Genomic DNA, 21,648 nt, shown 5'->3' with positions numbered 1-21,648 from the left:
CATCCTTCGGATAGGCGGTCGTCTGCGGGTGTCCGGGGGGATCTCCGTGGCGGGGCGGACCCCTCCAGGTTAGGTCGTTCCCGGGTCCGGTCGGAGAGGTGGAGCCGCCTCGTTCCGGACCCGTGAACGGTCTTCCCCCGTCACCGGATGGGACTCCTCAAAGGCCGTTCGGGTTCCGGTTTTCGTGACCCTTCGTCACCGGACCCTCCTGCGATGACGGGCGGGGGTCAGTGCTCGCCGCGCGGGGTGGTTCCGAGAGCGGCGCAGGCCTCCTGGTACATGCGGACCACCTCGACGCGGATCTGCGCGCGTTCGGTGAGCGGGGCGGACCAGGGGATACGCACGTCCTCCTCGGTTCCGTCCACGGTGACCGCGTAGTCGCCGCCCTCACCGTCCAGGCCGGTCATCCGGGCGGCGGTCGCGTCGGGTCGGTCGCCCAGGGCGCGGCAGATGAGCAGGGTGTCCTCGGGGTGGTCGCCGTTCATGTGGGCGGTGACGGCGGTGACGACCTCGGGGGCGAAGGGTTGGGACGGCACGGTGGTCTCTCCTGCGGTCTGTGGGGCGCTGCCGGACATACGGAACGGGGGAGGGTCCGTGTGGACCCTCCCCCGTCGACGATATCCGAGGCCCCGCCGGGTTACTGACGGAGTGTCGTCAAAACTCGGGGCGGTGGCGCCGGACCGTGTCGTCGTGCCCGCCGGAGCCGGAGCGGCTCAGGCCTGGCGGGTGAACTCGGCGTCGATCTCGATGGAGATCTTGTCGCCGACGACCACGCCGCCGCTCTCCATCGGCATCTCGATGTCGACGCCGAACTTCTTGCGGCTGATGGTGGTGGAGGCGGCGAAACCGGCGCGGTCCAGGCCGTAGGGGTCGACGGTGGAGCCGTTGAACTCCAGGGCCAGCTCGACCGGGTGGGTGTTCTTCTTGATGGTCAGGTCGCCCTTGAGGACGAAGTCCTCGCCCCTGGCCTCCAGCCCGGTGGAGCGGAAGCTGAACGCGGGGTGGTTGTCGGCCTCGAAGAAGTCGTTGGACCGGATGTGGTTGTCACGGTCGGCGTTGTCGGTGTTGATCGAGCTGGCGTCGATGGTGGCCTCGACGGAGGACTGGGTGGGGTCCTCGGGCACGGTCAGCGTGGCGTCGAACTTCTCGAAGCGGCCACGGACCTTGCTCACCATCATGTGGCGGACGGAGAAGCCGACGATGCTGTGGGCGGTGTCGATCTTCCAGGTGCCGGGCTTGAGTTCCTGATCGGCCATGGTGTCTCTCCCTGTGTTCGGGCGGCCCGGGTGCCGGGTCGACCCACTGGCTGGTTCTTTGTCTGACAACAAAGTACCTTAGAAGTATCTTCCTTGGAAGTAGATTAGGTGTTCGTCCCCGAGGGTGCAAGGGCCTTGCCGCTCCGCCACCGCCACCCGCTCCACCGGGCTAGAATCACGCCCATGGAGAAGGCATGGCTCGAACCCGACGAACAGGACGTCTGGCGCGGGTTCCTGCGGATGAACGCGTGGATCTACGACGAACTCGAACACGACCTGCGCGACCGGGACGGCCTCTCCCTTATCGAGTACGGCATCCTCGCCCACCTCTCCGAAGCCCCCGAACAGCGCATGCGGATGCGCGACCTCGCCGAGACCGTGATCGTCTCCAAGAGCCGCCTGTCCCACCAGATCGCCCGCCTCGAACGCGACGGACACGTGCGGCGGGAGAACTGCGAGGACGACCGGCGCGGACTGTGGGCGGTCCTCACCGACGACGGCACCGCGGCCCTTCACCGGGCAGCACCGGGCCACGCCACCCGGGTGCGCTCGCTGATGTTCGACCGGCTCACCCCCGAACAGGTCGACCAGCTCCGGGGGATCGTCGACACGCTCGGCGGCGCCCGACCCTGATCCGCGCGGACTTCCCGGAACCGCCCGCGTCCGCGACGCCCTCCTGTGAGGCTGGTGTCCGCGGGGCGGAGCACACGAGCGCCGACCCCGCGAGACGGCGGCCGAGTCCGCCCGGAACAGGGGAGAGGTCACATGGTTCTGTCCGAGAAGCGACTCCGGAACGCACGCACACCCCGGGTAGAGTCGGAGCCCGTGAGCAGACCATCGATCATCGGCGCCCAGAACTTCCGTGACGACGACGGCAGCGCCGACCCGGACGTCGAGGCAAGCCTGCGTGAGCACGCCGCGGGCCGGACCGGCGACCGACAGGTCCTCGCCGCCCTCAGCGGATCCCGGGTCCTCATCCCCGTGGTGGCCGTGGCCACCGAGACCGAGCAGGGCGTGGGCGGGCTCACCAAGGACAAGAACAGCGAGGTGGCCATCCCCATCATGACCGGCAAGGACGGTCGTCGCGGGGTCCTGGCCTTCACCTCCGTGGACGCCGTACGGCGCTGGCGCCCGGACGCCCGCCCGGTGCCCTTCACCACCCAGGACGCCTGCCAGGCCACCCTGGAGGAGAACGCGGACGCGCTGGTCATCGACGTGTCCGGGCCGGTCCCGCACACCATCCAGGGCCGCTTCCTCACCGTGCTCGCCGAGCAGGGATCGGTCCCCGAGCCCAAGGACGACCCGCAGGTCCTGGGCATCGTCTACGGGGTGACCCACACCGAGTTCGGGATCGAGCGCGTGCGCATCCACCCCTCCGAGCGCGCCGACCTCGGCATCCGCCTCGAACTGGAGGAGCGCGACGACGAGTCGCTGCGCAGGGTCGCCGAGCGGCTCACCGCCGAACTCCGGCACGTGCTGCCCGGCGGTGTCGAACTCAGCGCGGTCGTACGGGCCCGGCGCGACGACGAGTGACCCCGGGGTTGTCCACAGGTCGCCCCACACCCTGTCGCCGGACGACGCCAACAGGTAGTTTCCGAACATGCCCACCCCCCTGGTGCTCACGTCGTCCCCGCTCCCGTGGGCGGTCCTCGCGGCCGCCGTGCTCTTCGCCCTGGGCCTCACGGTCGGCCGTACCGGCGGCCGGCTGGTCCACCTCTTCGGTACGGCCCTTCCGCCGGGGCCACCCGGCCCCGGGCGGCCCGCTCCCCACCAGGACGCTGCCACAGGTGGAATCGAGGAGCGGGCAGGCGCGCCCGACACACCGACGGCGCCCGTCACCACGACCGTCCCCGACCCGGAGGAGGAACACGACGGGCCCCCGCCGCCCCGCTGCCCGCACTGCCTGAACCCGATCCGCTTCGCCCGGGGGCTCCCCGTCGTCGCCTCCCGTGCCTTCCGGCGGGACGGTACCTGCCCCCACTGCGCGCTCCGGGTCCGACCCCACCCGGCCGTCGTCGCCACCACGGCGCTCCTCTTCGCCGCGGTCGGCGCCCTCAGCCCCGCCCACCTGGCCGACTGGTCGCCGTTCGGGCTCCTGGCCGTGCTCTGGCTCGTCGCTCTCGGCGTCCCGCTGTCCGTCGTCGACCTGCGCGTCATGCGCCTGCCCGACGCCCTCGTCGCCCCCGCCTACCCCGTCGCCGCGCTCCTCCTGGCCGCGGCGGTGCTCCTCCCGCCCTTCGGACCCCACCTGGAGCGCGGCGCCGGTGCCCTGGTCGGCATGGCGCTCATCACGGTCCTCTACTGGCTGATGTGGCGGATCAGACCGGGCGGGCTCGGCTTCGGGGACGTCAAGCTCTCCGGGCTCACCGGCCTCTACGCGGGCTGGGTCGCCGGACCGGTGGGCGCGCTGGTCGCCGCCTTCTGGGCCTTCGCGGCCTTCTCCCTGCTGGGAGTGGTCCTGCTGCTCCTGCGCCGGATCACCCGGGCCGAACCGCTCCCGCTCGGCCCCTTCATGCTCGCCGCCACCCTCGCGACCGTCCTGGCCGGTCACCCCCTGCTTCCGCAACCCTGAACCCGGTGACCACGCCTCCCTCCGATCCGTGGGAGGATCGTGCACATGTTGCGTTGGCTGACCGCGGGGGAGTCCCACGGACCTGCACTCGTCGCGATCCTGGAGGGCCTTCCGGCCGGTGTGTCCGTCACCTCTGACGACATCGCCGCCGCGCTGCTCCGACGTCGCGCCGGGTACGGTCGGGGCGCCCGGATGAAGTTCGAGAAGGACCAGGTCTCCGTTATCGGAGGTATCCGGCACGGCATCACCCAGGGTGGGCCGGTCGCGATCGAGGTCGGAAACACCGAGTGGCCCAAGTGGGAGAAGGTGATGTCGCCCGACCCGGTTCCCGCCGAGGAACTGGACGGCACGGCGCGCAACGCGCCCCTCACCCGCCCCCGCCCCGGGCACGCCGACCTCGTCGGCATGCAGAAATACGGGCACGAGGAGTCCCGCCCGATCCTGGAGCGCGCCAGCGCCCGCGAAACCGCGGCCCGGGTCGCGGTCGGCGAGGTCGCCCGGCAGTTCTGCCGACAGGCGCTCGGCATCGAGATCCTCAGCCACGTGGTCTCCATGGGCCCCGTCGCGGTTCCCGAGGGTGCGCCCGAACCGCGCCCCGAGGACCTCGCGGCGATCGACGAGGACCCGCTGCGCTGCTTCGACACCGCGACCAGCGCCCGCATGGTCGAGGAGGTCGACGACACCAAGAAGTCCGGGGACACCCTGGGCGGCGTCGTCGAGGTCCTCGCGTACAACCTGCCGCCCGGCCTGGGCAGCCACGTGCACTGGGACCGCCGTCTGGACTCCCGCCTGGCCGGGGCCCTCATGGGCATCCAGGCCATCAAGGGCGTGGAGGTCGGTGACGGCTTCCGCACCGCCGCCCGCCGCGGCTCCGAGGCCCACGACGAGATCGAGCCCGGCCCCGACGGCGTCCGCCGCCGCACCAACCGCGCCGGAGGGGTCGAGGGCGGCATGTCCACCGGCGACCCCCTGCGGGTGCGCGCCGCGATGAAGCCCATCGCCACGGTGCCCAAGGCGCTGGACACCATCGACACCGAGACCGGCGAGCCCACCAAGGCCCACCACCAGCGCAGCGACGTCACCGCCGTGCCCGCCGCCGGTGTGGTCGCCGAGGCCATGGTCGCCCTCGTCATCGCCGAGGCCGCCATCGAGAAGTTCGGCGGCGACTCGGTCCCCGAGACCGCCCGCAACCTCCAGGGCTACCTGGACGCGCTGACGATCCGCTAGAACCACCCCACTGGCCCGCCCTCCTCGGAGAGCGGGCCAGTTCACTTTCACCACCAGGAGCACCCCCATGCACCACCCCCGCCTCGCCACCGTCTGGTGGGACCTGACCGAGTCCGACCAGACCATCGAGTCCCTGCGCGCGTACCTGAAGGAGACGTCCGTCGACGCCTTCGCCGAGGTGCCCGGTCTGCGCCTCAAGGCCTGGATCGCCGACCCCGAGACCAACCGTTGGGGAGCGGTCCTGCTGTGGGAGTCCGCCGCGGCCTCCGAGGGGCCGGTCCCCAGCCGCGCCCTGCAACTCATCGGCTACCCGCCCACCGAGCAGCACGTCTTCGACGTCGAGGCCACCGTGGAGGGACGCTGCGAGGACACCGAACTCAGCCACCGGGGCCTCGCCTTCGCCGCGCAGGCACCCTGACGCCTCGGAGAGGCCCTGCCCACGCGGGCAGGGCCGTGCTGTTCACCGCCTGAGCGCCCTGTGCGGTTGCTTCCCCGGCACGGGGCCCGGAGCTTCCATGACCATCCCCCGCGCGGACAGTGTCTTCCCCCGCGCCCACGGCGATGATCACACTCGGAGCCGTGGTCCGTCCCGTTCGAGCGAGCCACACACCCACGCGGGGCGGCGCCCCTGCCAGGCGACGGCTGACGGCTGAGGTGGGGGAGCCCCGCGCACGTGGGAAGGGTCCTCGCGACTACCGGTAGCGTTGGTCGAACAGAGCCTGCTCCCCGCACGCGCGGGGATGGGCCGCCGTCAGGCGCGGCTCTGAGCAGGCGGTCAGAACGTTCCCCGCGGGCGCGCGGGGGTGACCCCCAGAGGTAGGCAGAGCGTGGCAAGAGCGATCGCGGTGCTCATCGGTTCGCCCGGTTCGGGCAAGTCCACCGTCGGCGAGGCCCTGGCCCGCCGCCTGGACACGGACCTGTTGTGCACCGACACCGAGGTCGAGAGGCGTGCGGGCAAGCCCATCAGCGACATCTTCCTCCAGGAGGGCGAGGAGCACTTCCGCGCCCTGGAACGCGAGGTCGTCGCCGAGGGCCTGCGCTCGTGGGAGGGCGTCATCGCGGTCGGCGGCGGCGCGGTGCTGAACGAGGACACCCGCAAGGACCTCGTGGACCACCACGTCGTCTACCTCCAGGTGGACTTCGGTGAGGCCGCCAAGCGCGTCGGCATGGACGTCGCCCGCCCGCTCCTGTCCGGTAACCCCCGCACCCAGCTGCGCAGGCTCCTCAACGAACGGCTCCCGGTCTACGAGGGCCTCGCCTCGGTGACCGTGCCCACCACCGAGTACCACCCCGAGGAGATCGTGGACTCGATCGTCGCGTCCCTCCCCACCGGAAAGGCCGCCCAGTGACCGTGACCCGGATCGGCGTGGGGGAGCCCACCGGACGCTACGACGTGGTGGTCGGCAGTGGCATCCTCGCGGAACTGCCCTCCCTGGTCGGCGGCGCCGCGCAGGTGGCCGTCATCCACCCCGAGGGCCTGGACCAGATCGCCCGCCCCGTCGTCGGGGTCCTGGAGGAGGCCGGATACCGCGTCCGGCCCATGCCCGTGCCGAACGGCGAGGCGGCCAAGACCGCCGCGGTCGCCACCGAGCTGTGGTCCCGGCTGGGGTCGTTCAACTTCACCCGCACCGACGCGGTGGTGGGCGTGGGCGGCGGCGCCGTCACCGACCTCGCCGGGTTCGTCGCCGCCACCTGGCTGCGCGGGGTGCGTTCGGTGCTGGTTCCCACCACGCTGCTGGGCATGGTGGATGCCGCCGTGGGCGGCAAGACCGGCATCAACACCCCCGAGGGCAAGAACCTCGTGGGCGCCTTCCACCCCCCCGCGGGGGTGCTGTGCGACCTCGCCACCCTGCCCAGCCTCCCCCGGGCGGACTACGTCGGCGGGCTGGCCGAGATCGTCAAGGCGGGGTTCATCGACGACCCCGTCATCTGCGACCTGGTCGAGGACGACCCCGAGGGTGCCGCCCTTCCGGAGGGCAGGCACACGCGCGAACTCATCGAACGCGCCATCCGGGTCAAGGCCGACGTCGTCTCGGGCGACCTCAAGGAGAGCGGCCGTCGGGAGATCCTCAACTACGGCCACACCCTCGGGCACGCCATCGAGCGCGCCGAGAACTACACCTTCCGGCACGGCTACGCGGTCTCCATCGGCATGGTCTTCGTTGCCGAACTCGCCCGGCTGGACGGGCGCATCGACGACGCGCTGGTGCGCAGACACCGCTCCGTGCTCACCTCCGTGGGCCTGCCCGTGGCCTACGCCGCCGAGGCCTGGCCGGAGCTGCGCGCCACCATGGCCGTGGACAAGAAGGCCCGCGGCTCCACACTGCGATTCGTGGTCCTGGACGGTCTGGCCCGGCCCGCGATCCTGAGCGGACCCGCCCCCGAGCTGCTGGACGAGGCCTACCAGGCGGTCGTGGACGGTTCCTGAGTCCTCGGAAGCCACTAGACTGACCCAAGGCGAGGAGTGCCCGGGTGCCGGTCGGCACAGCCGCCGGCGGCCACGGGAACCACGCCTCGCCCCACTGACCACCGACCGGACCAGCGAGTCCGGTCTCCGACGTGTCACACCCCTGGGAGAGACGACCGAAGTGGCCACGACGAACGACATCAAGAACGGCACGACCCTGCGGCTCGACGGCGGCGTCCTCTGGAACGTCCTGGAGTTCCAGCACGTCAAGCCGGGCAAGGGCGGCGCGTTCGTCCGCACCAAGCTCAAGAACGTCCTCACGGGCAAGATCGTCGACAAGACCTTCAACGCCGGTTCCAAGGTCGAGTTCGCCAGCGTCGACCGCCGTGACATGGAGTACCTGTACCACGACGGTGACTCCTTCATCTTCATGGACACCCAGACCTTCGACCAGATCCCGGTCGGCGACGCCGTGGTCGGCGAGGCCAAGGGCTTCCTGCTGGAGAACACCAAGGTCACGGTGGCCACCAACGAGGGCAACCCGCTCTACATCGAGATGCCCGCCGCCGTCGAGCTGGAGATCACCCAGACCGACCCGGGCGTCCAGGGCGACCGCTCCACCGGCGGCACCAAGCCCGCCACCGTCCAGACCGGCGCCACCATCCAGGTGCCCCTGTTCGTCACCACCGGCGAGCGCGTCAAGGTCGACACCCGCACGGGCGACTACCTCGGGCGTGTCAACTGATGAGTGGCGCACGGCGCAAGGCCCGTCGGCGCGCGGTGGAGGTCCTCTACGAGGCCGAGGTGCGCTCCACCTCGGTGGAGGACGTCATCAAGCGTCGCAGAGCCCAGCCCGAACCGCCGATCAACGAGTTCACGGAGCTGCTGGCCCGCTCCGTCGACGAGCGGCGCGACCGGATCGACTCCCTCCTCGACGAGTACGCCATCGGGTGGACCCTGGAGCGCATGCCGGTCGTCGACCGCAACATCCTCCGGATGGGAGCCTACGAGCTCCTGTGGGCCGAGGACATCCCCGACGGTGTGGCGATCGCCGAGGCCGTCGGTGTCGCCAAGGAGCTGTCCACCGACGAGTCGCCCAACTTCATCAGCGGACTCCTGTCCAGGCTGATGGAGAACAAGGCGACGCTCGCGCTCTGAGACCTCGCGCCGAGGCCGGACACTAGCTGATTGAGGGAACGCAGGTGACTGACAGGAGCGGCACGCCCGCGACCGCCGCGAGCGGTTTCGGCACGGGTGGTCCGACCGGCCCCGGGCGGGCGGCCAACGCGGCCCGCACCGCCGTGGTGTGGGACGCCCTCTCGCGGCTGCTGGACCGTCTCTTCGACGGTGAACCCCTGGAGATCGTCGACGCGGGCGGTGGCACCGGTGGCGCCGCCGTTCCGCTCGCCGAGCTCGGTCACCGCGTGACCGTCGTCGAACCCAGCCCCGACTCCCTGGCCGCCCTGGAGCGCCGCGCCGCCGAGAGCGGTGTCATGGTGCGCGGCGTCCAGGGGGAGACCCAGGACCTGGCCTCGCTCTTCCCGGCCGCCAGTGCCGACCTCGTGCTGGTGCACAACGTGCTGGAGTACGTCGACGACCCCGTCGCCGCGCTGGCCGACGTCGCCGGCGTCACCCGCTCCGGCGGCGCGGTCAGCCTGCTGGTCACCAACGCCGTGGCCGGGGCCCTGCACCGGGTCCTGGCCGGGCACATCACCGAGGCCCGGCACCTGTTGGAGGACCCCGACGGCCGCTGGGGCGGGGCCGACCCCATGCCCCGCCGGTTCACCCGCCAGCAGCTCCTCGACCTGATCGGCCAGTCCGGCCTCACCGGGGAGAGCGTGCGGGGGGTCCGCGTGTTCGCCGACATCCTGCCCGGGCACGCCTGGGAGGGCGACGCCCAGGCCGGACAGCAGCTGGTGGAACTGGAGCGGGCCGTCGCCGACCACCCGGAACTGATCGGCGTCGCCACCCAGCTGCACGCCGTCGCCCTGAAGCCCTAGGGCCGGGGCGGGGCGCTGCGGACAGGGCATAACCTGGGCATATGAGCCGACGTCAACTGGAGCGCGGTGCCGCTCTGCGGGGTGTGGTCACCTCCGAGGGGATCACGCCCCTGCGGTCCGACTTCCCCTTGGACGGCTCCGGTCCGGACGACGACTGCAACATCCTGCACCTGGACATGGACGCGTTCTTCGCGAGCGTGGAACAGCTGCGCCACCCCGAGGCGCGCGGCCGTCCGGTGATCGTGGGCGGCACCGGTCCGCGCAGCGTGGTCTCCTCCGCCGACTACATCGCCCGCCGCCACGGCGTGCACTCGGCGATGCCCATGGCCCAAGCGATGCGGCTGTGTCCGGACGCCCTGGTCTACCCGCCGGACGGGGCCGCCTACCGTCAGGCCTCCGAGGCCGTCATGGACATCCTGGGCTCGGTGACGCCCCTGGTGCAGCCGCTGTCGTTGGACGAGGCCTTTCTGGACGTCTCCGGCGCCCGCCGCCGTCTCGGCGGTCCGGTGCGCATCGCCGCGATGATCCGCGAACGCGTCCGCCGCGAGCAGCGGCTCACCTGTTCGGTCGGGGTGGCCGCCACTCGTTTCGTGGCCAAGCTCGGTTCCACCCACTGCAAGCCCGACGGTCTGCTGCTGGTGCCCACGCGGGAGGTGCACGGCTTCCTGGACCCCCTGCCGATCGGCGCCCTGCCCGGGGTGGGGGACAAGACCGAACGCACGCTCGTCCGGCTGGGGCTGCGCACGGTGGGCGCCCTGTCCCGGGCCGACCCCGACCTGCTGCGCATGGAGCTGGGGGAGAAGGCCGGCGTCCGCCTGGCCGCGCTGTCCCGGGGTGAGGACCCCAGCACGGTCGTCCCCGAAACCCCGGACAAGAGTGTCGGCGCGGAGGAGACCTTCGCCGAGGACGTGGATGACCCGGGCCTGATCGACCGCGAGCTGTTGCGGCTGTCCGAGAAGGTGGCCCACCGTATGCGGGTCTCGGGGCAGGTGGGGCGCACGGTGAGCGTGAAGCTGCGCCGGGCCGACTTCTCCACCATCACCAGGGCGCGGACCCTCTCCGAGAGCACGGACGTGGCCCGGGAGATCAGCGCGGTGGCGCGCGCGCTCTACGCGGCGTCGGGGCTGAAGGGCACCCCGCTGCGCCTGGTGGGGGTTCGGGTGGAGGGCGTCGCCCCGGTCGGGCAGGCGCACCACCAGCTCGCACTGGGGGAGGAGGACTCGGGTTGGCGGGACGTTGAACGGGTTATGGACCGGGTGAAGGCCCGTTTCGGTCCAGGCGCGATACAGTCGGCCGTATTGGCCAAGCGTGACGAAAACGACGTATGATGCGGCAACTTCCGGGGACCTCTGAACGTTCTCAGAGTAGAACCGGAGTAAGGGTAAGAAGAGAGGCATGGAAGCCGGTGTTTCCGATACAGGGCGAGGGTATCGTGGCCGTAGTGGGTCAGGTACACACGCAGCTTTTCTTTCCACCAGGCGCTAGTGCACCGTATTCTGGGCATACCACTGACCAAGAGACTGTTCATCAGTACCCGTCACCCCAACCGGGGACTGCCGTAGGGAGGCACCGTGCCGCTCTCTGAACACGAGCAGCGCATGCTCGACCAGATCGAGCAGGCGCTGTATGCCGAGGACCCGAAGTTCGCGAACACTGTTCGGCAGACGAACCCCGGAGTCCATTACAAGCGCTGGATCATCAAGGCCGTCATCGGCTTCGTACTCGGTATGGCATTGCTGCTCCTGGGGCTGCTGCTGAGTAGTCCGGACTCGTCGATCGCGGTTCCGGTCACCATCAGCGTCCTCGGGTTCATCTTTATGCTCGCCTCCTTCCTGCTGGGCGCCAACGCCTGGCGCAAGGCCGCCGGGGGCGGCGCGGAGGCGATGCTGGCCGAGGCCGAGACGGAGACCAAGCAGAAGCGCAGGGGCGCCAAGCGTCCTGGGATGATGAACCGCTTCGAGGAGCGGTGGCGCCGTCGCCAGGAGGGCGAGGAGTAGCAGCCCGCTCGGGACGGACACCGGTCCTCCCAGGTGACGGATGCCCAGAACGCTCGCCCGTTCGCACCGGTGGGGCCCGCACACGCCAGTCGTGTGCGGGCCCCACTGTCGTGTGTGCCCCGCGTCGCCCCGTCCGGGCGGCCCCATCGGGAGGCTCCCCATCGGGGCGGTCCCGGCAGGGCCGCCCCGGTCGGTCAGGCGGTGGCGGGAACGGCGTCGGCGGCGACCCGGGGGCGGTGCCACGGGGCCAGGGAGCGCGGCAGCAGCAGGGCGCGGCACCGGTCGCCACGGGTGGCCGCGGCCCTCGCTCCCGACCGGGCCGTGGCGAGGTCCGCGGTGAGCTCGGCACCGTTCGGGTGCTGGTCGTCGCCCGGGGCGGGGGCGTAGCGGGCCGCCTCCTCCGCCAGAGCCAGGCGCCACACGGCGGCGTGCGCCTCCGAGGGCAGCAGCGCCCCGTTCGGGCGGACGGCGCCCAGCCGGGCGGCGGTCGCCCGGGGGCTCTCGGTGAGTGTCCACTCCACACCCAGGTCCAGGCAGGTGTCCCGCAGCTCCAGCCACGCGGCGTGCGCGGCTGCGGTCCCGCCCGAGGCCACCGCGGCCCGACGCGACCAGCGGATCACGGACCGCACCAGGGCGGGGCCGGCCAACAGCAGCAGTCCGCCGAGCAGACCCACCGCCACCGGCCACCAGGGAGCCGCGCCGGAACCAGCGCTCCCCCCCGGGGTACCGGCGGCGGAGTCCGTGGGATCCTCGTCCGCCTCGGGGGGCGGGCTCGCGTCGGAGGGGCTCGCGGAGGGCTCGTCCTCGGGGCTCGGGCTGGGCTCGGGGGTGTTCGAGGCGCTGGGTTCGGGTTCGGGGCGGAGCTCGGGGGCTGCGTCGCCACCCGCGTACTCGGGGACCGAGGCCGTGCCCTGCCCCTGCGAGGAGGCGGGGGTGGGCTCGAAGCGCAGCCAACCCGCACCCTCGAAGTACAGCTCGGGCCAGGCGTGCGCGTCCCCGACCGAGACCGACCAGCTGCCGTCGCCGCCCCGCTGGCCCGCCGTGTAACCCACCGCGACCCGGGCGGGGATGCCCGCCTGGCGGGCCATGACGGCCATCGCCCCCGCGAACTGCTCGCAGTAGCCGACCCTGTCCTCCAGGAGGAAGTAGGACAGCGGGTCGGCGCCGTTCGGGACCGCGGGCGGACTGAGGTCGTAGGTGAAGTCGCCGCCGGTGAAGAACTCCTGGAGGGCGACGGCCCGCTCGTAGGTGGAGTCCGCGTTCTCGGTCAGCGAGTCGGTGAGCTCCTGGACCCGCCCGTCAATGCTGTTGGGGAGGTCGAGGTGGTCGTCGGTCAGGGAGACCGGGGGACCGGCGTCGGCCAGGGCCTCCGCCTCGGGGCGGTACTCGGAGGACTCCACGGTGAAGTCGAACCCGGTCGAGGGGGTGTCGGTGGTGAAGACCATCAGGGTGGCGGGGTCCACGTACCAGTCGCCGGACACGTCCACCGAGCGCGCCGGGTAGGGCAGGGGCAGGAACTCCATGCGGGGTGCGTCGGAGGTCAGCGACACCTGGGTGGTGACAGCCGTTCCGGAGTCACGGCTCCAGCCCGTGGGCAGCGGGAGGGTGCCCCTGAGCGCGGTGTCGCGTCCGGTGCGGACCGGTGACATCGTCCAGTTCTCGCCGCCGAACTCGTCCAGGACGTAGGTGCGCAGGTACTCGGGCTCCTCGGCGTCACTTCGGTAGGTCAACACCGTGCGGTCGGAGGAGGCTGCCAGGTCACGGCGGAGCGAGACCAGCGGGTGGGTGGTGGTCACGCTGCCGCTGGAGCCGAACTCGGCGCCGTCCGCCATCGTGCGGAAGGCGTCGGTGCGCAGCGACGGCACCATCAACGGGAGGGACAGGGCCAGGAGGATCGCGACGGAGGCGGCGACGACCACGGTGCCCAGCTGGGCGGCGCCCGCCACGAACCGGCTGCCGGGGGTGTGCCCGTCCGGGACCCGGACCCCCCACTCACGCCCGCGGACCCACATGTCCGTGGCCAGCAGGGTTACGTACCCCGCCGCGCAGACGGCGGCCTGCACCCAGGTCAGACCGGCACCGTCCACGGCCAACGGCACCACGATCAGTGCCAGGAGCAGCCCGCCCACCATGCCCGGGCAGCGGGCGGTCACCGCGAGGAAGTCCGCCGTCATCGTGAACACCAGGAAGGTCAGCGCGATGATCAGCTGGAGCCCGGTGGTGGTCGGAACCGGGGGAGTGCTGGTGTTGATGCCGTTGACGCCCTGCTCGAACAGCACCCAGGACTGCTCGAAGGTGGCCGCGGTCGGCACGACACCGAGGAACCCGGTGCCGGGGGTGAGGATCGGGGTGAACAGCAGCGCCGCCACCAGCAGTTGGAGGAACGGCACCGGGATCGAGGTGCGTCCGGTGAGGCGGTACAGGGCGGACACCAGGGTCACCGCGACCATGAGGACGACGGCGGGCCCCCACCAGCCGTCGCCGCGGATGAGCCCGCCGAGCAGCGGCAGCGCCGCCAGCATGGAGACCAGGGCGGCCAGGGGCATCAGTGTTCGCGACAGTCTCAACGGGACCCCTCCCAGGGGACACGGGTGCCTGCCGGGGCCAGCGGCGTCTCGCCGGTGAGGGGGCCTCCGGGGGCTACGGGGGACATGGGGGAGACCCCGGAACCGGGGGTGATCGCCCGCCCCCACAGCGGGGGGAGTTCGGCGGGGTCGGCGACCGGAACCACCCGCCAGCCGTTGGCGGCCAGCAGCTCGGCGGTTCTCCGGGTGTGCTCGGGGTCGGTCCACGCGGCCCGCGTGCACAGCACCGCCACGTGGAGCCCGGAGCCGCGCACCCGGGACAGCGCAGCGGCGTCCTCGGGCGACAAAGCGCCCAGGACGGCCACCACCAGACTGGACGAGGAACCCCGCGCGCCCTCCAGGGTGCTGATCCCTCCGTACAGGCTGTCCGCCTCGGAGGCTTCCACGGTGGCGAGCCCGTCCAGCACACCCGAGGTGTTCCCGGTGTGCAGCTGGCCCCGCTCGGTGTGCAGACGCAGTTCGTGCCCGCTGTCCAGGAGGTTCACCGCCACGGAGGCGGCCACGCTGACCGCTGTCTCCAGCGAGTCCCGGACACCCTCGCCGTCGTGCGCCCCGAACCTGGTGTCCAGGAGCAGGGTGCTGTGCTCCCGCCAGTGCTGCTCGTCCCGGCGCACCATGAGTTCGCCGTGCTTGGCGGTGGAACGCCAGTGCACCCGGCGCATCTCGTCGCCGTAGCGGTACTCCCGCGGAATGGGGTCCTGCTCCCCGGCACCGGTCACCGAACGGCGCGGCGAGTGCTCCCCCTGGGAACCGTCGGAGACACCGAGCGTGGAGAGCGGGACCACGGGCGGGGTGACCAGCAGCGGAGTGGGCGCACCGACCTGACGGGTCACCCGGACGCAGCCCAGGGGGTCCACCACGCTGACCCGCAGCGGGCCGATCGGATAGCGGCCGCGGACCGCCGGACGCACCAGGTAGGTGACGTCCCGCACCGCCCTCGCGGACAGGAAGCCCACCGTGTAGCGGGGCTCGTACCCGAGCCGGACCGGCAGGGCGTCCTCGATCCGCAGCCAGACCACCGGCCAGGCGGTGGAGGCGTTGCCGATCCGCACCAGGACCCGGGTGTCGGTTCCGGCGGGGATCCGGTTCGGTTGCAGCGCCCGGCTCTGCACCACCCGACCGGTCGCGCCCAGGATCGTCAGCGCCGAGATCGGGGGCACCAGGAGCAGGAAGAGACCCACACCCGTGAGCTCCCGCTGACCGATGACGAAACCGCACACGAGCGCGACGACGCCGAAGAACAACATCAGACCACCGCGTGCGGTGAGGGTACGTTGCGGGCGCATGGTCCGTCTCTCGGGGATCAGGGGGCAGAGGGTCAGCGGGGGCCGGGCACGGGTAGCCGGGAGACCAGCTTGGCAACGATCTGCTCGGCGCTGAGCCGCTCCATCTGGGCCTCGGGACCGGGCAGCAGCCTGTGGGCGAGGACCGGGACGGCCAGCGCCTGGACGTCGTCGGGGACGACGTAGTGGCGCCCCTCCAGGGCGGCGTGCGCCCGCGCGGCGCGGACCAGGTGCAGGGTGGCGCGGGGAGAGGCACCCAACCTGAGTTCGGGGGCGGTCCGGGTCGAGTTGACCAGGTGCACGACGTAGCGGCGCATGCCCGGGGCCATGTGCACGTTGTGCACGCGGTCCACCAGGGATCGGATCTCCGCCGCGTTGGTCACCGGCTCCATACGGTCCAGCGGCGAGCGGGTGCTGTGGCTGTCGATCATGTCCAGCTCGGCCTGGGGTGAGGGGTAACCCACCGAGACCCGGGCCATGAAGCGGTCCCGCTGTGCCTCGGGCAGCGCGTAGGTGCCCTCCATGTCCGCCGGGTTCTGCGTGGCGACGACCATGAACGGCCGCTCCAGGGCGCGCGTCTGGCCGTCCACGCTGACCTGCCGCTCCTCCATGCACTCCAGGAGCGCCGACTGCGTCTTCGGCGAGGCCCGGTTGATCTCGTCGCCGAGCACGATGTTGGCGAAGACCGGGCCGGGGTTGAACTCGAACTCGTTGCGGTCCTGGTGGTAGACGCTCACACCGGTGATGTCGCTGGGGAGCAGGTCCGGGGTGAACTGGACGCGCTGCACCGAGCAGTCGACGGCGCGGCCCAGGGCCTTGGCCATCATCGTCTTGCCCACGCCGGGAACGTCCTCGACGAGGAGGTGGCCCTCAGCGAGCAGGACGGTCAGCGCGATGCGCAGCACGTCGGGCTTGCCCTCGATGACCGTCTCGATCGCGCCACGGACGCGTTCGGCGACGGCGACAACGGCACCGACGTCTCCTCGGACGTCGCCCCCGTGACCGTCCTGCTGTGTGCCGAGTGACACGAGAACCCTCTCGATCGGTGTGTCTGCGTGTATCGCTCCGAGGCTAGGGCCAATCAGATCCCTTGCAAACCAAAATGCCGGAATCGGCCGCCGAACGGTTGCCCGGGGGGTGGAGGTGGTGCGCGACGCACGCGGGCGTCATGGTGCCCCACGCGCAGACCGTTCCCATCCCGCCATTCTGACCTGCGCATTTGTCGATTCTTCAGCGTCTGAATACGGATTGAAGCTGTTGACGGTGGGGAAGAGTGGAGTAAGGTGGAGCAGCGTGGAGAGGGTGAATTCTCCGCATAGGGGTGAGGGGGTGAGTGTGTGTTCCTCGGCACCCACACACCTCGCCTCGATCAGAAGGGACGGCTGTTCCTTCCCGCGAAGTACCGCGACGAACTGTCGGGGGGTCTGGTGATCACGAAGGGCCAGGAGCGCTGTCTCTACGTCTTTCCGGCGGACGAGTTCCGCCGCGTCACCGACGCCCTGCGCTCCGCACCGGTCACCGCCAAGGCGGTCCGCGACTACAGCCGCGTCCTCTTCGCCAGCGCGTCCGACGAGTCCTGCGACAAACAGGGCAGGATCACGATCCCGTCGAAGCTGCGCGCCTACGCGGGCCTGGACCGCGAGTGCGTCGTCATCGGGGCCAACACACGCCTGGAGATCTGGGACGCCGCCGCGTGGTCGGAGTACGAGACCGAGCAGGAGCAGGCGTTCTCGCAACTCTCAGAGGAGGTGCTGCCCGGGGTGCTGTGACGGCGGGGCGGTCGCTGGAACGCCTCGATCCACCAGCACACAGTCCATGCAACGCCGGGACCGGTGGTGGTCTCCGGAGACGGTCACACGAGCTGGCGCGACTTCCCCGGTGCCAGGTCGTGAGCGTTCGCCCACCGAAAGGTGGACAATAGCGGCCGTGTCCGGAGGCCCCGCCGGTTACTTCGGAGGGGCCACGCGAAGGACACCGTGGAGCGCGCCCAGTGCGCTGCACGGACCCAGGGGGAGATCGCGACAGCGTGGAGGAACAGCAGCGCATGGGGGACAACCGGCAGGACGGGCGGCCCGAAGGGGACCGCTCGACGGACCACGGGGCCGACGACATCGCGGCCCGCATCCAGGCGGCCAGGGCGGGGATCGACCCCCTGCACGTGCCGGTGATGCTCGACCGGATCGTGGAACTGCTCGCACCGGCGCTCAGCAGGCCCGGGGCGGTGTTCGTCGACGGCACTCTTGGGTTGGGCGGACACTCCGAGGCGCTGCTCAAGGCCTGCCCCACCATGAGGCTGGTCGGCGTGGACCGGGACACCACCGCCCTGGAACGCAGCGCCAAGCGCCTCGCACCCTACGCGGACCGGACCCACTTCGTCCACGCCGTCTACTCAGAGATCCCGCGCGCACTCGACGAGGCCGGGGCGGAGCACGCCGACGCGGTCCTGCTCGACCTCGGCGTCTCCTCGCCGCAGCTGGACGAGACCGAACGCGGCTTCGCCTACGCCCACGACGCGCCCCTCGACATGCGCATGGACGGTACCCAGGCGCTCACCGCCGCCGAGGTCGTCAACGACTACTCCGTCGCCGAGCTCACCCGGGTCCTGCGCACCTACGGTGAGGAGCGCTTCGCCTCCCGTGTGGCCAGGGCGATCGAACGCCGCCGCGCCCAGGGACGCATCGACTCCACCAGGGAACTGGCCGAACTGGTGCGCGACGCCATCCCCGCGGCCACCCGCCGCACCGGCGGCCACCCCGCCAAGCGCACCTTCCAGGGCCTGCGCATCGAGGTCAACGCCGAGCTCTCCATCCTCAAGGAGACCCTGCCCGCCGCGATCTCCCGCCTGGACGTCGGCGGCCGCATCGCGGTGCTGTCCTACCACTCGCTGGAGGACCGGATGACCAAGAGGGCACTCGCAGCCCTGGTCACCGACACCACACCCGCCGACCTTCCGGTCCCCCTCCCGGACCGCCAACCGGAACTCCGGCTCCTCACCAGGGGCTCGGAACTCCCCACGGACGAAGAGAACGAACGCAACCCGCGCGCACAGTCGGCACGCCTCCGGGCGGCCGAACGTGTGCGCTGGCCGTCGCGGCAGTAGGGAGACCAGATGGGCACGAAGACGGACACGAAGACGGACACGCGCCGCGCCACCAAGGGGCGGGCGACGACCACCAGGCGCACAGGGGCCACCAGGCGTCCACCGGCGCCCAAACGTCCGGCGCGCCCAGCGGCGACCACACGCACAGGCGGTACCGGACCCGCGCCGAAGATCCCGTTCGTCCTGCTCATCCTGTGCCTTCTCGGCGGTGCGCTGGTGTCACTCCTGGTGCTGCGCAGCGTCGTCGCCCAGGAGGCGTACACGATCACCAGTCTCCAGTCGGAGAACCGGGAGATGTCCTACGTGGAGCAGCAGCTGGAGAAGTCGGTGGCCCACATGGAGACCTCCGAGCGCATCGCCAGGGAGGCCGAGGAGATGGGGATGGAGCAGGGGGACGCTCCGCTCTTCCTCGACCTGGACAGTGGTGAGATCACCGGCAGCGGTACGGACACCGGGAACGTTGGGAGCGGAGAGTGAGCAACCCCCGGGACCGCCGCCCCCGTGACCCCCGTGGACCCGGAGCGGCGGGACGCTCCGGGTCCCGGCCCAGCAAGCGTCCCCAGCGGGAGCCCAGGCGCCCCGCCAGCGGTGCCCGCGCGAGTTCCGGAACGAACCGTGGCGGGTCCGCGCGCGAGGTGCGCAGGGGCGGTGAACGGCCGCGGCGACGGAGCCCGGCCCCGCCGCCTCCGCCGCCGCTCCTGCGGCGCACCTTCCGGCAGGGCGACCCGAACAAGCGCATCAGGATGGGCGGGGCCATCATCGTGGTGATCCTCCTCCTGTTCGCGGGGAGGCTCACCCAGATCCAGGGGGTGGAGGCCGAGAGGTACGCCGAGGCCGCCGCGAACCTGCGGCTCCAGACCATCGACATCCCCACCCTGCGCGGACAGATCACCGATGCCGGGGGCAACCCGTTCGCACTGTCAGCCGAGGTGCGCACCGTCTTCGTCGACCCCGAGGAGGTCAAGGAGGAGGAGCGCGACCAGCTCGTGGACGAGCTGGTCACCCGCTTCGACCTGGAGCAGGAGGAGGTCGAGGCCAAGGTCGACGCCGCGCCCAGCCGCTATCAGGTGGTGGCCACGTTGGTGTCGCCGGAGGACTGGCAGGACATGCGCGACCTCGGCCTGTCCGGTGTGGGGGCCGAGGTGGACTACGAACGCGTCTACCCGGAGGAGACCGGCGCCGCGGACCTGGTCGGCTTCGTCGGTTCGGAGGGGCACGGCCTGGAGGGACTGGAGGGCTACCTGGACTCCACGCTCGCCGGTGAGGCCGGCAAGCGGCAGGTCGAGGTGGGTAACGACGGTACCCAGATCCCCATGGCGGGCGGTCTGGTGCGCGAGCCCGAGCCCGGTCAGGACGTGCGCCTGACCCTGGACCGCGACCTCCAGTGGTTCGTCCAGCAGGCGCTGGCGGAACGCGTGGAGGAGTTGGACGCCGAGGGCGGAAGCGCCATCGTCACCAACACCGACCAGGAGATCCTCGCGATGGCGGACTACCCGTCCTACTCGCAGAACGACATCGCGGCCACCGGTCCGGAGGAGTGGTCCAACGGAGCCGTGGCCGAGACCTTCGAGCCGGGCAGTACCAACAAGGTGATCACGGTCGCCGCCGCGCTGGAGGAGGAGCTGACCACACCGGAGACGGTGTACACGGTGCCGTACACCCTCCAGTACTACGACCAGACCTTCCGCAACTCCACGAACAACGGCACCCAGCGGCTGACCGTCAACGGCATCATGGCGCAGTCCAGCAACGTGGGCACCATCAAGATCGCCGACCAGGTCAAGGCGGGGGTGCTGCACACCTACATGAAGGACTTCGGCCTGGGACAGCCCACCGGTCTCGCCCTGCCGGGGGAGGAGTCCGGGGTGCTCACCGACCCCGACGACTGGTGGGGGACCCAGCTGCCGTCGGTGTCCATCGGGCACGGCCTGTCGGTGAACGCGACCCAGATGGCCTCGGTCTACGGCACCATCGCCAACGGCGGGGTGCGCGTCGAGCCCCGGCTCATCGCCGGAACCGTCGACACGGACGGGGAGTTCACCCCCGCCGAGGAGCCGGAGAAGACCAGGGTCGTCAGCAAGGAGACCGCCGACCAGCTCGCCCTGATGCTCGAAGCCGTCACCAGCGACGAGGGCACCGCGCCCCAGGCCCGCATCGACGGCTACCGGGTAGCGGGCAAGACCGGTACCGCCAACCGGATCAACCCGGAGACAGGCGGCTACGACGGCGGTGGCTACACGGCGACCTTCGCGGGCTTCGCCCCGGCGGACAACCCCGAGCTCATCGTCCAGGTGGTCCTGCATAACCCGCAGGAGACCTACTACGGCGGCGAGGCCGCAGGACCGGTGTTCAACGACATCATGTCCTTCGCCCTCAAGACCATGAAGGTCCCTCCGACGGACACCGAGCCCCCGGCCATCCGCCTCTTCGAAGAAGAAGAGGACCGCTGACCCATCGGCGGGAGCCGCAACCCTGCGGCTCCCGCCAGCGTTGCATGGCCCTTCCCCGCCCTTGGGGTAGCTGTACTCCTGTCCTTCTGAACTGAGCAGGAGCCATCCCCGCGTGCGCGGGGAGCAGCGCGCGGGCCTCGGCCCGCTGCCGGATGATCAGGGTCCATCCCCGCGTGTGCGGGGAGCAGACGACTCTGGGGTGGTGGCCGGCCTCCGCGAGGGGTCCATCCCCGCGTGCGCGGGGAGCAGAGTGACGTCCTACACACCTCACCGAACGCTCTGGGTCCATCCCCGCGTGCGCGGGGAGCAGCAGCCGCTGTTCGAGTTCAAGCCCAACGGCACGGGTCCATCCCCGCGTGCGCGGGGAGCAGCCGCAACGACGACCTCCATCTGTGACGCTTGGGGGTCCATCCCCGCGTGCGCGGGGAGCAGGAAGGCCTGGCCTTCCCACGTGGTGCCCGCTCGGGTCCATCCCCGCGTGCGCGGGGAGCAGGTTGAGAGGATCTTCCGTCGTCAGGGCCTGGCGGGTCCATCCCCGCGTGCGCGGGGAGCAGTTTTTCACCTGGGAACTTACCGGTGGCAAGCGCTCGTTTTTCCAACTTGTCGAGAAACAGACAAAACCGACATCCACCTTCGTCGTTGCTGTCATGGGTGAGCCTACGGCCACAGCGATGTGTTTCTCCATGCCTGCGCTGACCGGGATTCGTGTCGCGGCCGGTCACGCTTCCCGACGCAACAGCGGCAGCGAAGGAGAGCGCGGGACCAGGACTG

Annotated in this window: 21 protein-coding genes and 1 CRISPR repeat array; of the genes, 16 read left to right on the top strand and 5 right to left on the bottom strand. The window is 71.2% G+C overall.

Features of this window, described 5'->3' with window-relative positions:
* Positions 1–227: 227 nt before the first annotated feature.
* Positions 228–575 (bottom strand): DUF2470 domain-containing protein, encoded by a 348-nt coding sequence (locus BDW27_RS00105; RefSeq protein ID WP_110047746.1) that lies wholly within the window; start codon positions 573–575, stop codon positions 228–230.
* A gap of 138 nt (positions 576–713) precedes the next feature.
* Positions 714–1,256: a YceI family protein gene (locus tag BDW27_RS00100; protein WP_017546149.1), complete on the bottom strand. Its 543-nt coding sequence runs from the start codon at positions 1,254–1,256 to the stop codon at positions 714–716.
* A gap of 183 nt (positions 1,257–1,439) precedes the next feature.
* On the opposite strand from BDW27_RS00100, the gene BDW27_RS00095 reads away from it, so the two are divergent.
* The 12 genes from BDW27_RS00095 to BDW27_RS00040 all read left to right on the top strand — a co-directional run bounded on the left by BDW27_RS00095 (position 1,440) and on the right by BDW27_RS00040 (position 11,459).
* Positions 1,440–1,889 (top strand): MarR family winged helix-turn-helix transcriptional regulator, encoded by a 450-nt coding sequence (locus BDW27_RS00095; RefSeq protein ID WP_110047745.1) that lies wholly within the window; start codon positions 1,440–1,442, stop codon positions 1,887–1,889.
* A 192-nt stretch (positions 1,890–2,081) separates the two neighbouring features.
* Positions 2,082–2,789, top strand: a complete 708-nt coding sequence (locus BDW27_RS00090; protein ID WP_026129526.1) for an SseB family protein — start codon at positions 2,082–2,084, stop codon at positions 2,787–2,789.
* Between the two features lie 67 nt (positions 2,790–2,856).
* The gene (locus tag BDW27_RS00085) at positions 2,857–3,828 is read left to right on the top strand and encodes an A24 family peptidase (protein ID WP_110047744.1); all 972 of its coding nucleotides are present in this window, start codon (positions 2,857–2,859) and stop codon (positions 3,826–3,828) included.
* Positions 3,829–3,873: 45 nt separating this feature from the next.
* Positions 3,874–5,055, top strand: coding sequence for a chorismate synthase (aroC, locus tag BDW27_RS00080; protein ID WP_017546145.1), 1,182 nt, complete (start codon positions 3,874–3,876; stop codon positions 5,053–5,055).
* Between the two features lie 67 nt (positions 5,056–5,122).
* On the top strand, positions 5,123–5,473 hold the full coding sequence (locus BDW27_RS00075; protein ID WP_017546144.1) for a hypothetical protein: 351 nt from the start codon (positions 5,123–5,125) through the stop codon (positions 5,471–5,473).
* Positions 5,474–5,900: 427 nt separating this feature from the next.
* Positions 5,901–6,404 carry a shikimate kinase gene (locus BDW27_RS00070; RefSeq protein WP_110047743.1) on the top strand — a complete coding sequence of 168 codons (504 nt, stop codon included), beginning with the start codon at positions 5,901–5,903 and terminating at the stop codon, positions 6,402–6,404.
* On the top strand, positions 6,401–7,483 hold the full coding sequence (gene aroB, locus BDW27_RS00065) for a 3-dehydroquinate synthase (RefSeq protein ID WP_017546142.1): 1,083 nt from the start codon (positions 6,401–6,403) through the stop codon (positions 7,481–7,483). The genes BDW27_RS00070 and aroB overlap by 4 nt, the downstream gene beginning before the upstream one ends.
* Before the next feature lie 160 nt (positions 7,484–7,643).
* Positions 7,644–8,207, top strand: coding sequence for an elongation factor P (gene efp, locus BDW27_RS00060; protein WP_017546141.1), 564 nt, complete (start codon positions 7,644–7,646; stop codon positions 8,205–8,207).
* Complete coding sequence (nusB, locus tag BDW27_RS00055) at positions 8,207–8,620, top strand: transcription antitermination factor NusB (protein WP_026129525.1); 414 nt, start codon at positions 8,207–8,209, stop codon at positions 8,618–8,620. The genes efp and nusB overlap by 1 nt, the downstream gene beginning before the upstream one ends.
* A gap of 44 nt (positions 8,621–8,664) precedes the next feature.
* Positions 8,665–9,462, top strand: coding sequence for a methyltransferase domain-containing protein (locus BDW27_RS00050; RefSeq protein WP_017546139.1), 798 nt, complete (start codon positions 8,665–8,667; stop codon positions 9,460–9,462).
* Between the two features lie 41 nt (positions 9,463–9,503).
* Positions 9,504–10,790, top strand: a complete 1,287-nt coding sequence (dinB, locus tag BDW27_RS00045) for a DNA polymerase IV (protein ID WP_110047742.1) — start codon at positions 9,504–9,506, stop codon at positions 10,788–10,790.
* A 243-nt stretch (positions 10,791–11,033) separates the two neighbouring features.
* Positions 11,034–11,459, top strand: a complete 426-nt coding sequence (locus BDW27_RS00040; RefSeq protein ID WP_110047741.1) for a DUF3040 domain-containing protein — start codon at positions 11,034–11,036, stop codon at positions 11,457–11,459.
* Between the two features lie 194 nt (positions 11,460–11,653).
* Here the strand turns inward: BDW27_RS00040 and BDW27_RS00035 are convergent, their stop codons facing one another.
* The 3 genes from BDW27_RS00035 to BDW27_RS00025 are packed head-to-tail and all read right to left on the bottom strand — an operon-like array spanning position 11,654 to position 16,355.
* Positions 11,654–14,005: a transglutaminaseTgpA domain-containing protein gene (locus tag BDW27_RS00035; protein WP_110047740.1), complete on the bottom strand. Its 2,352-nt coding sequence runs from the start codon at positions 14,003–14,005 to the stop codon at positions 11,654–11,656.
* Between the two features lie 17 nt (positions 14,006–14,022).
* A complete protein-coding gene (locus tag BDW27_RS00030; RefSeq protein ID WP_110047739.1) occupies positions 14,023–15,330 on the bottom strand; it encodes a DUF58 domain-containing protein in 1,308 nt (435 codons plus the stop codon).
* A 32-nt stretch (positions 15,331–15,362) separates the two neighbouring features.
* On the bottom strand, positions 15,363–16,355 hold the full coding sequence (locus BDW27_RS00025; protein WP_110047738.1) for a MoxR family ATPase: 993 nt from the start codon (positions 16,353–16,355) through the stop codon (positions 15,363–15,365).
* A gap of 309 nt (positions 16,356–16,664) precedes the next feature.
* Between BDW27_RS00025 and mraZ the strand changes: the two genes are divergently transcribed.
* From mraZ to BDW27_RS00005, 4 genes are all read left to right on the top strand, one after another.
* The gene (gene mraZ / locus BDW27_RS00020) at positions 16,665–17,096 is read left to right on the top strand and encodes a division/cell wall cluster transcriptional repressor MraZ (protein WP_017546133.1); all 432 of its coding nucleotides are present in this window, start codon (positions 16,665–16,667) and stop codon (positions 17,094–17,096) included.
* Positions 17,097–17,371: 275 nt separating this feature from the next.
* Positions 17,372–18,427 (top strand): 16S rRNA (cytosine(1402)-N(4))-methyltransferase RsmH, encoded by a 1,056-nt coding sequence (rsmH, locus tag BDW27_RS00015; RefSeq protein WP_110048066.1) that lies wholly within the window; start codon positions 17,372–17,374, stop codon positions 18,425–18,427.
* 9 nt (positions 18,428–18,436) lie between these two features.
* On the top strand, positions 18,437–18,904 hold the full coding sequence (locus BDW27_RS00010) for a hypothetical protein (RefSeq protein WP_110047737.1): 468 nt from the start codon (positions 18,437–18,439) through the stop codon (positions 18,902–18,904).
* Positions 18,901–20,877, top strand: coding sequence for a penicillin-binding protein 2 (locus BDW27_RS00005; RefSeq protein ID WP_110047736.1), 1,977 nt, complete (start codon positions 18,901–18,903; stop codon positions 20,875–20,877). Before BDW27_RS00010 ends, BDW27_RS00005 begins: the two co-directional genes overlap by 4 nt.
* A gap of 98 nt (positions 20,878–20,975) precedes the next feature.
* A CRISPR array of direct repeats spans positions 20,976–21,431; the repeat unit is 29 nt; unit sequence GGGTCCATCCCCGCGTGCGCGGGGAGCAG.
* Positions 21,432–21,648 lie beyond the last annotated feature (217 nt).

Source organism: Nocardiopsis sp. L17-MgMaSL7 (assembly GCF_003182025.1).
Lineage (GTDB): Bacteria > Actinomycetota > Actinomycetes > Streptosporangiales > Streptosporangiaceae > Nocardiopsis > Nocardiopsis prasina.
Note: the sequence above shows the minus strand (reverse complement) of the source record. Positions and strands in the feature narration are given on the sequence as shown.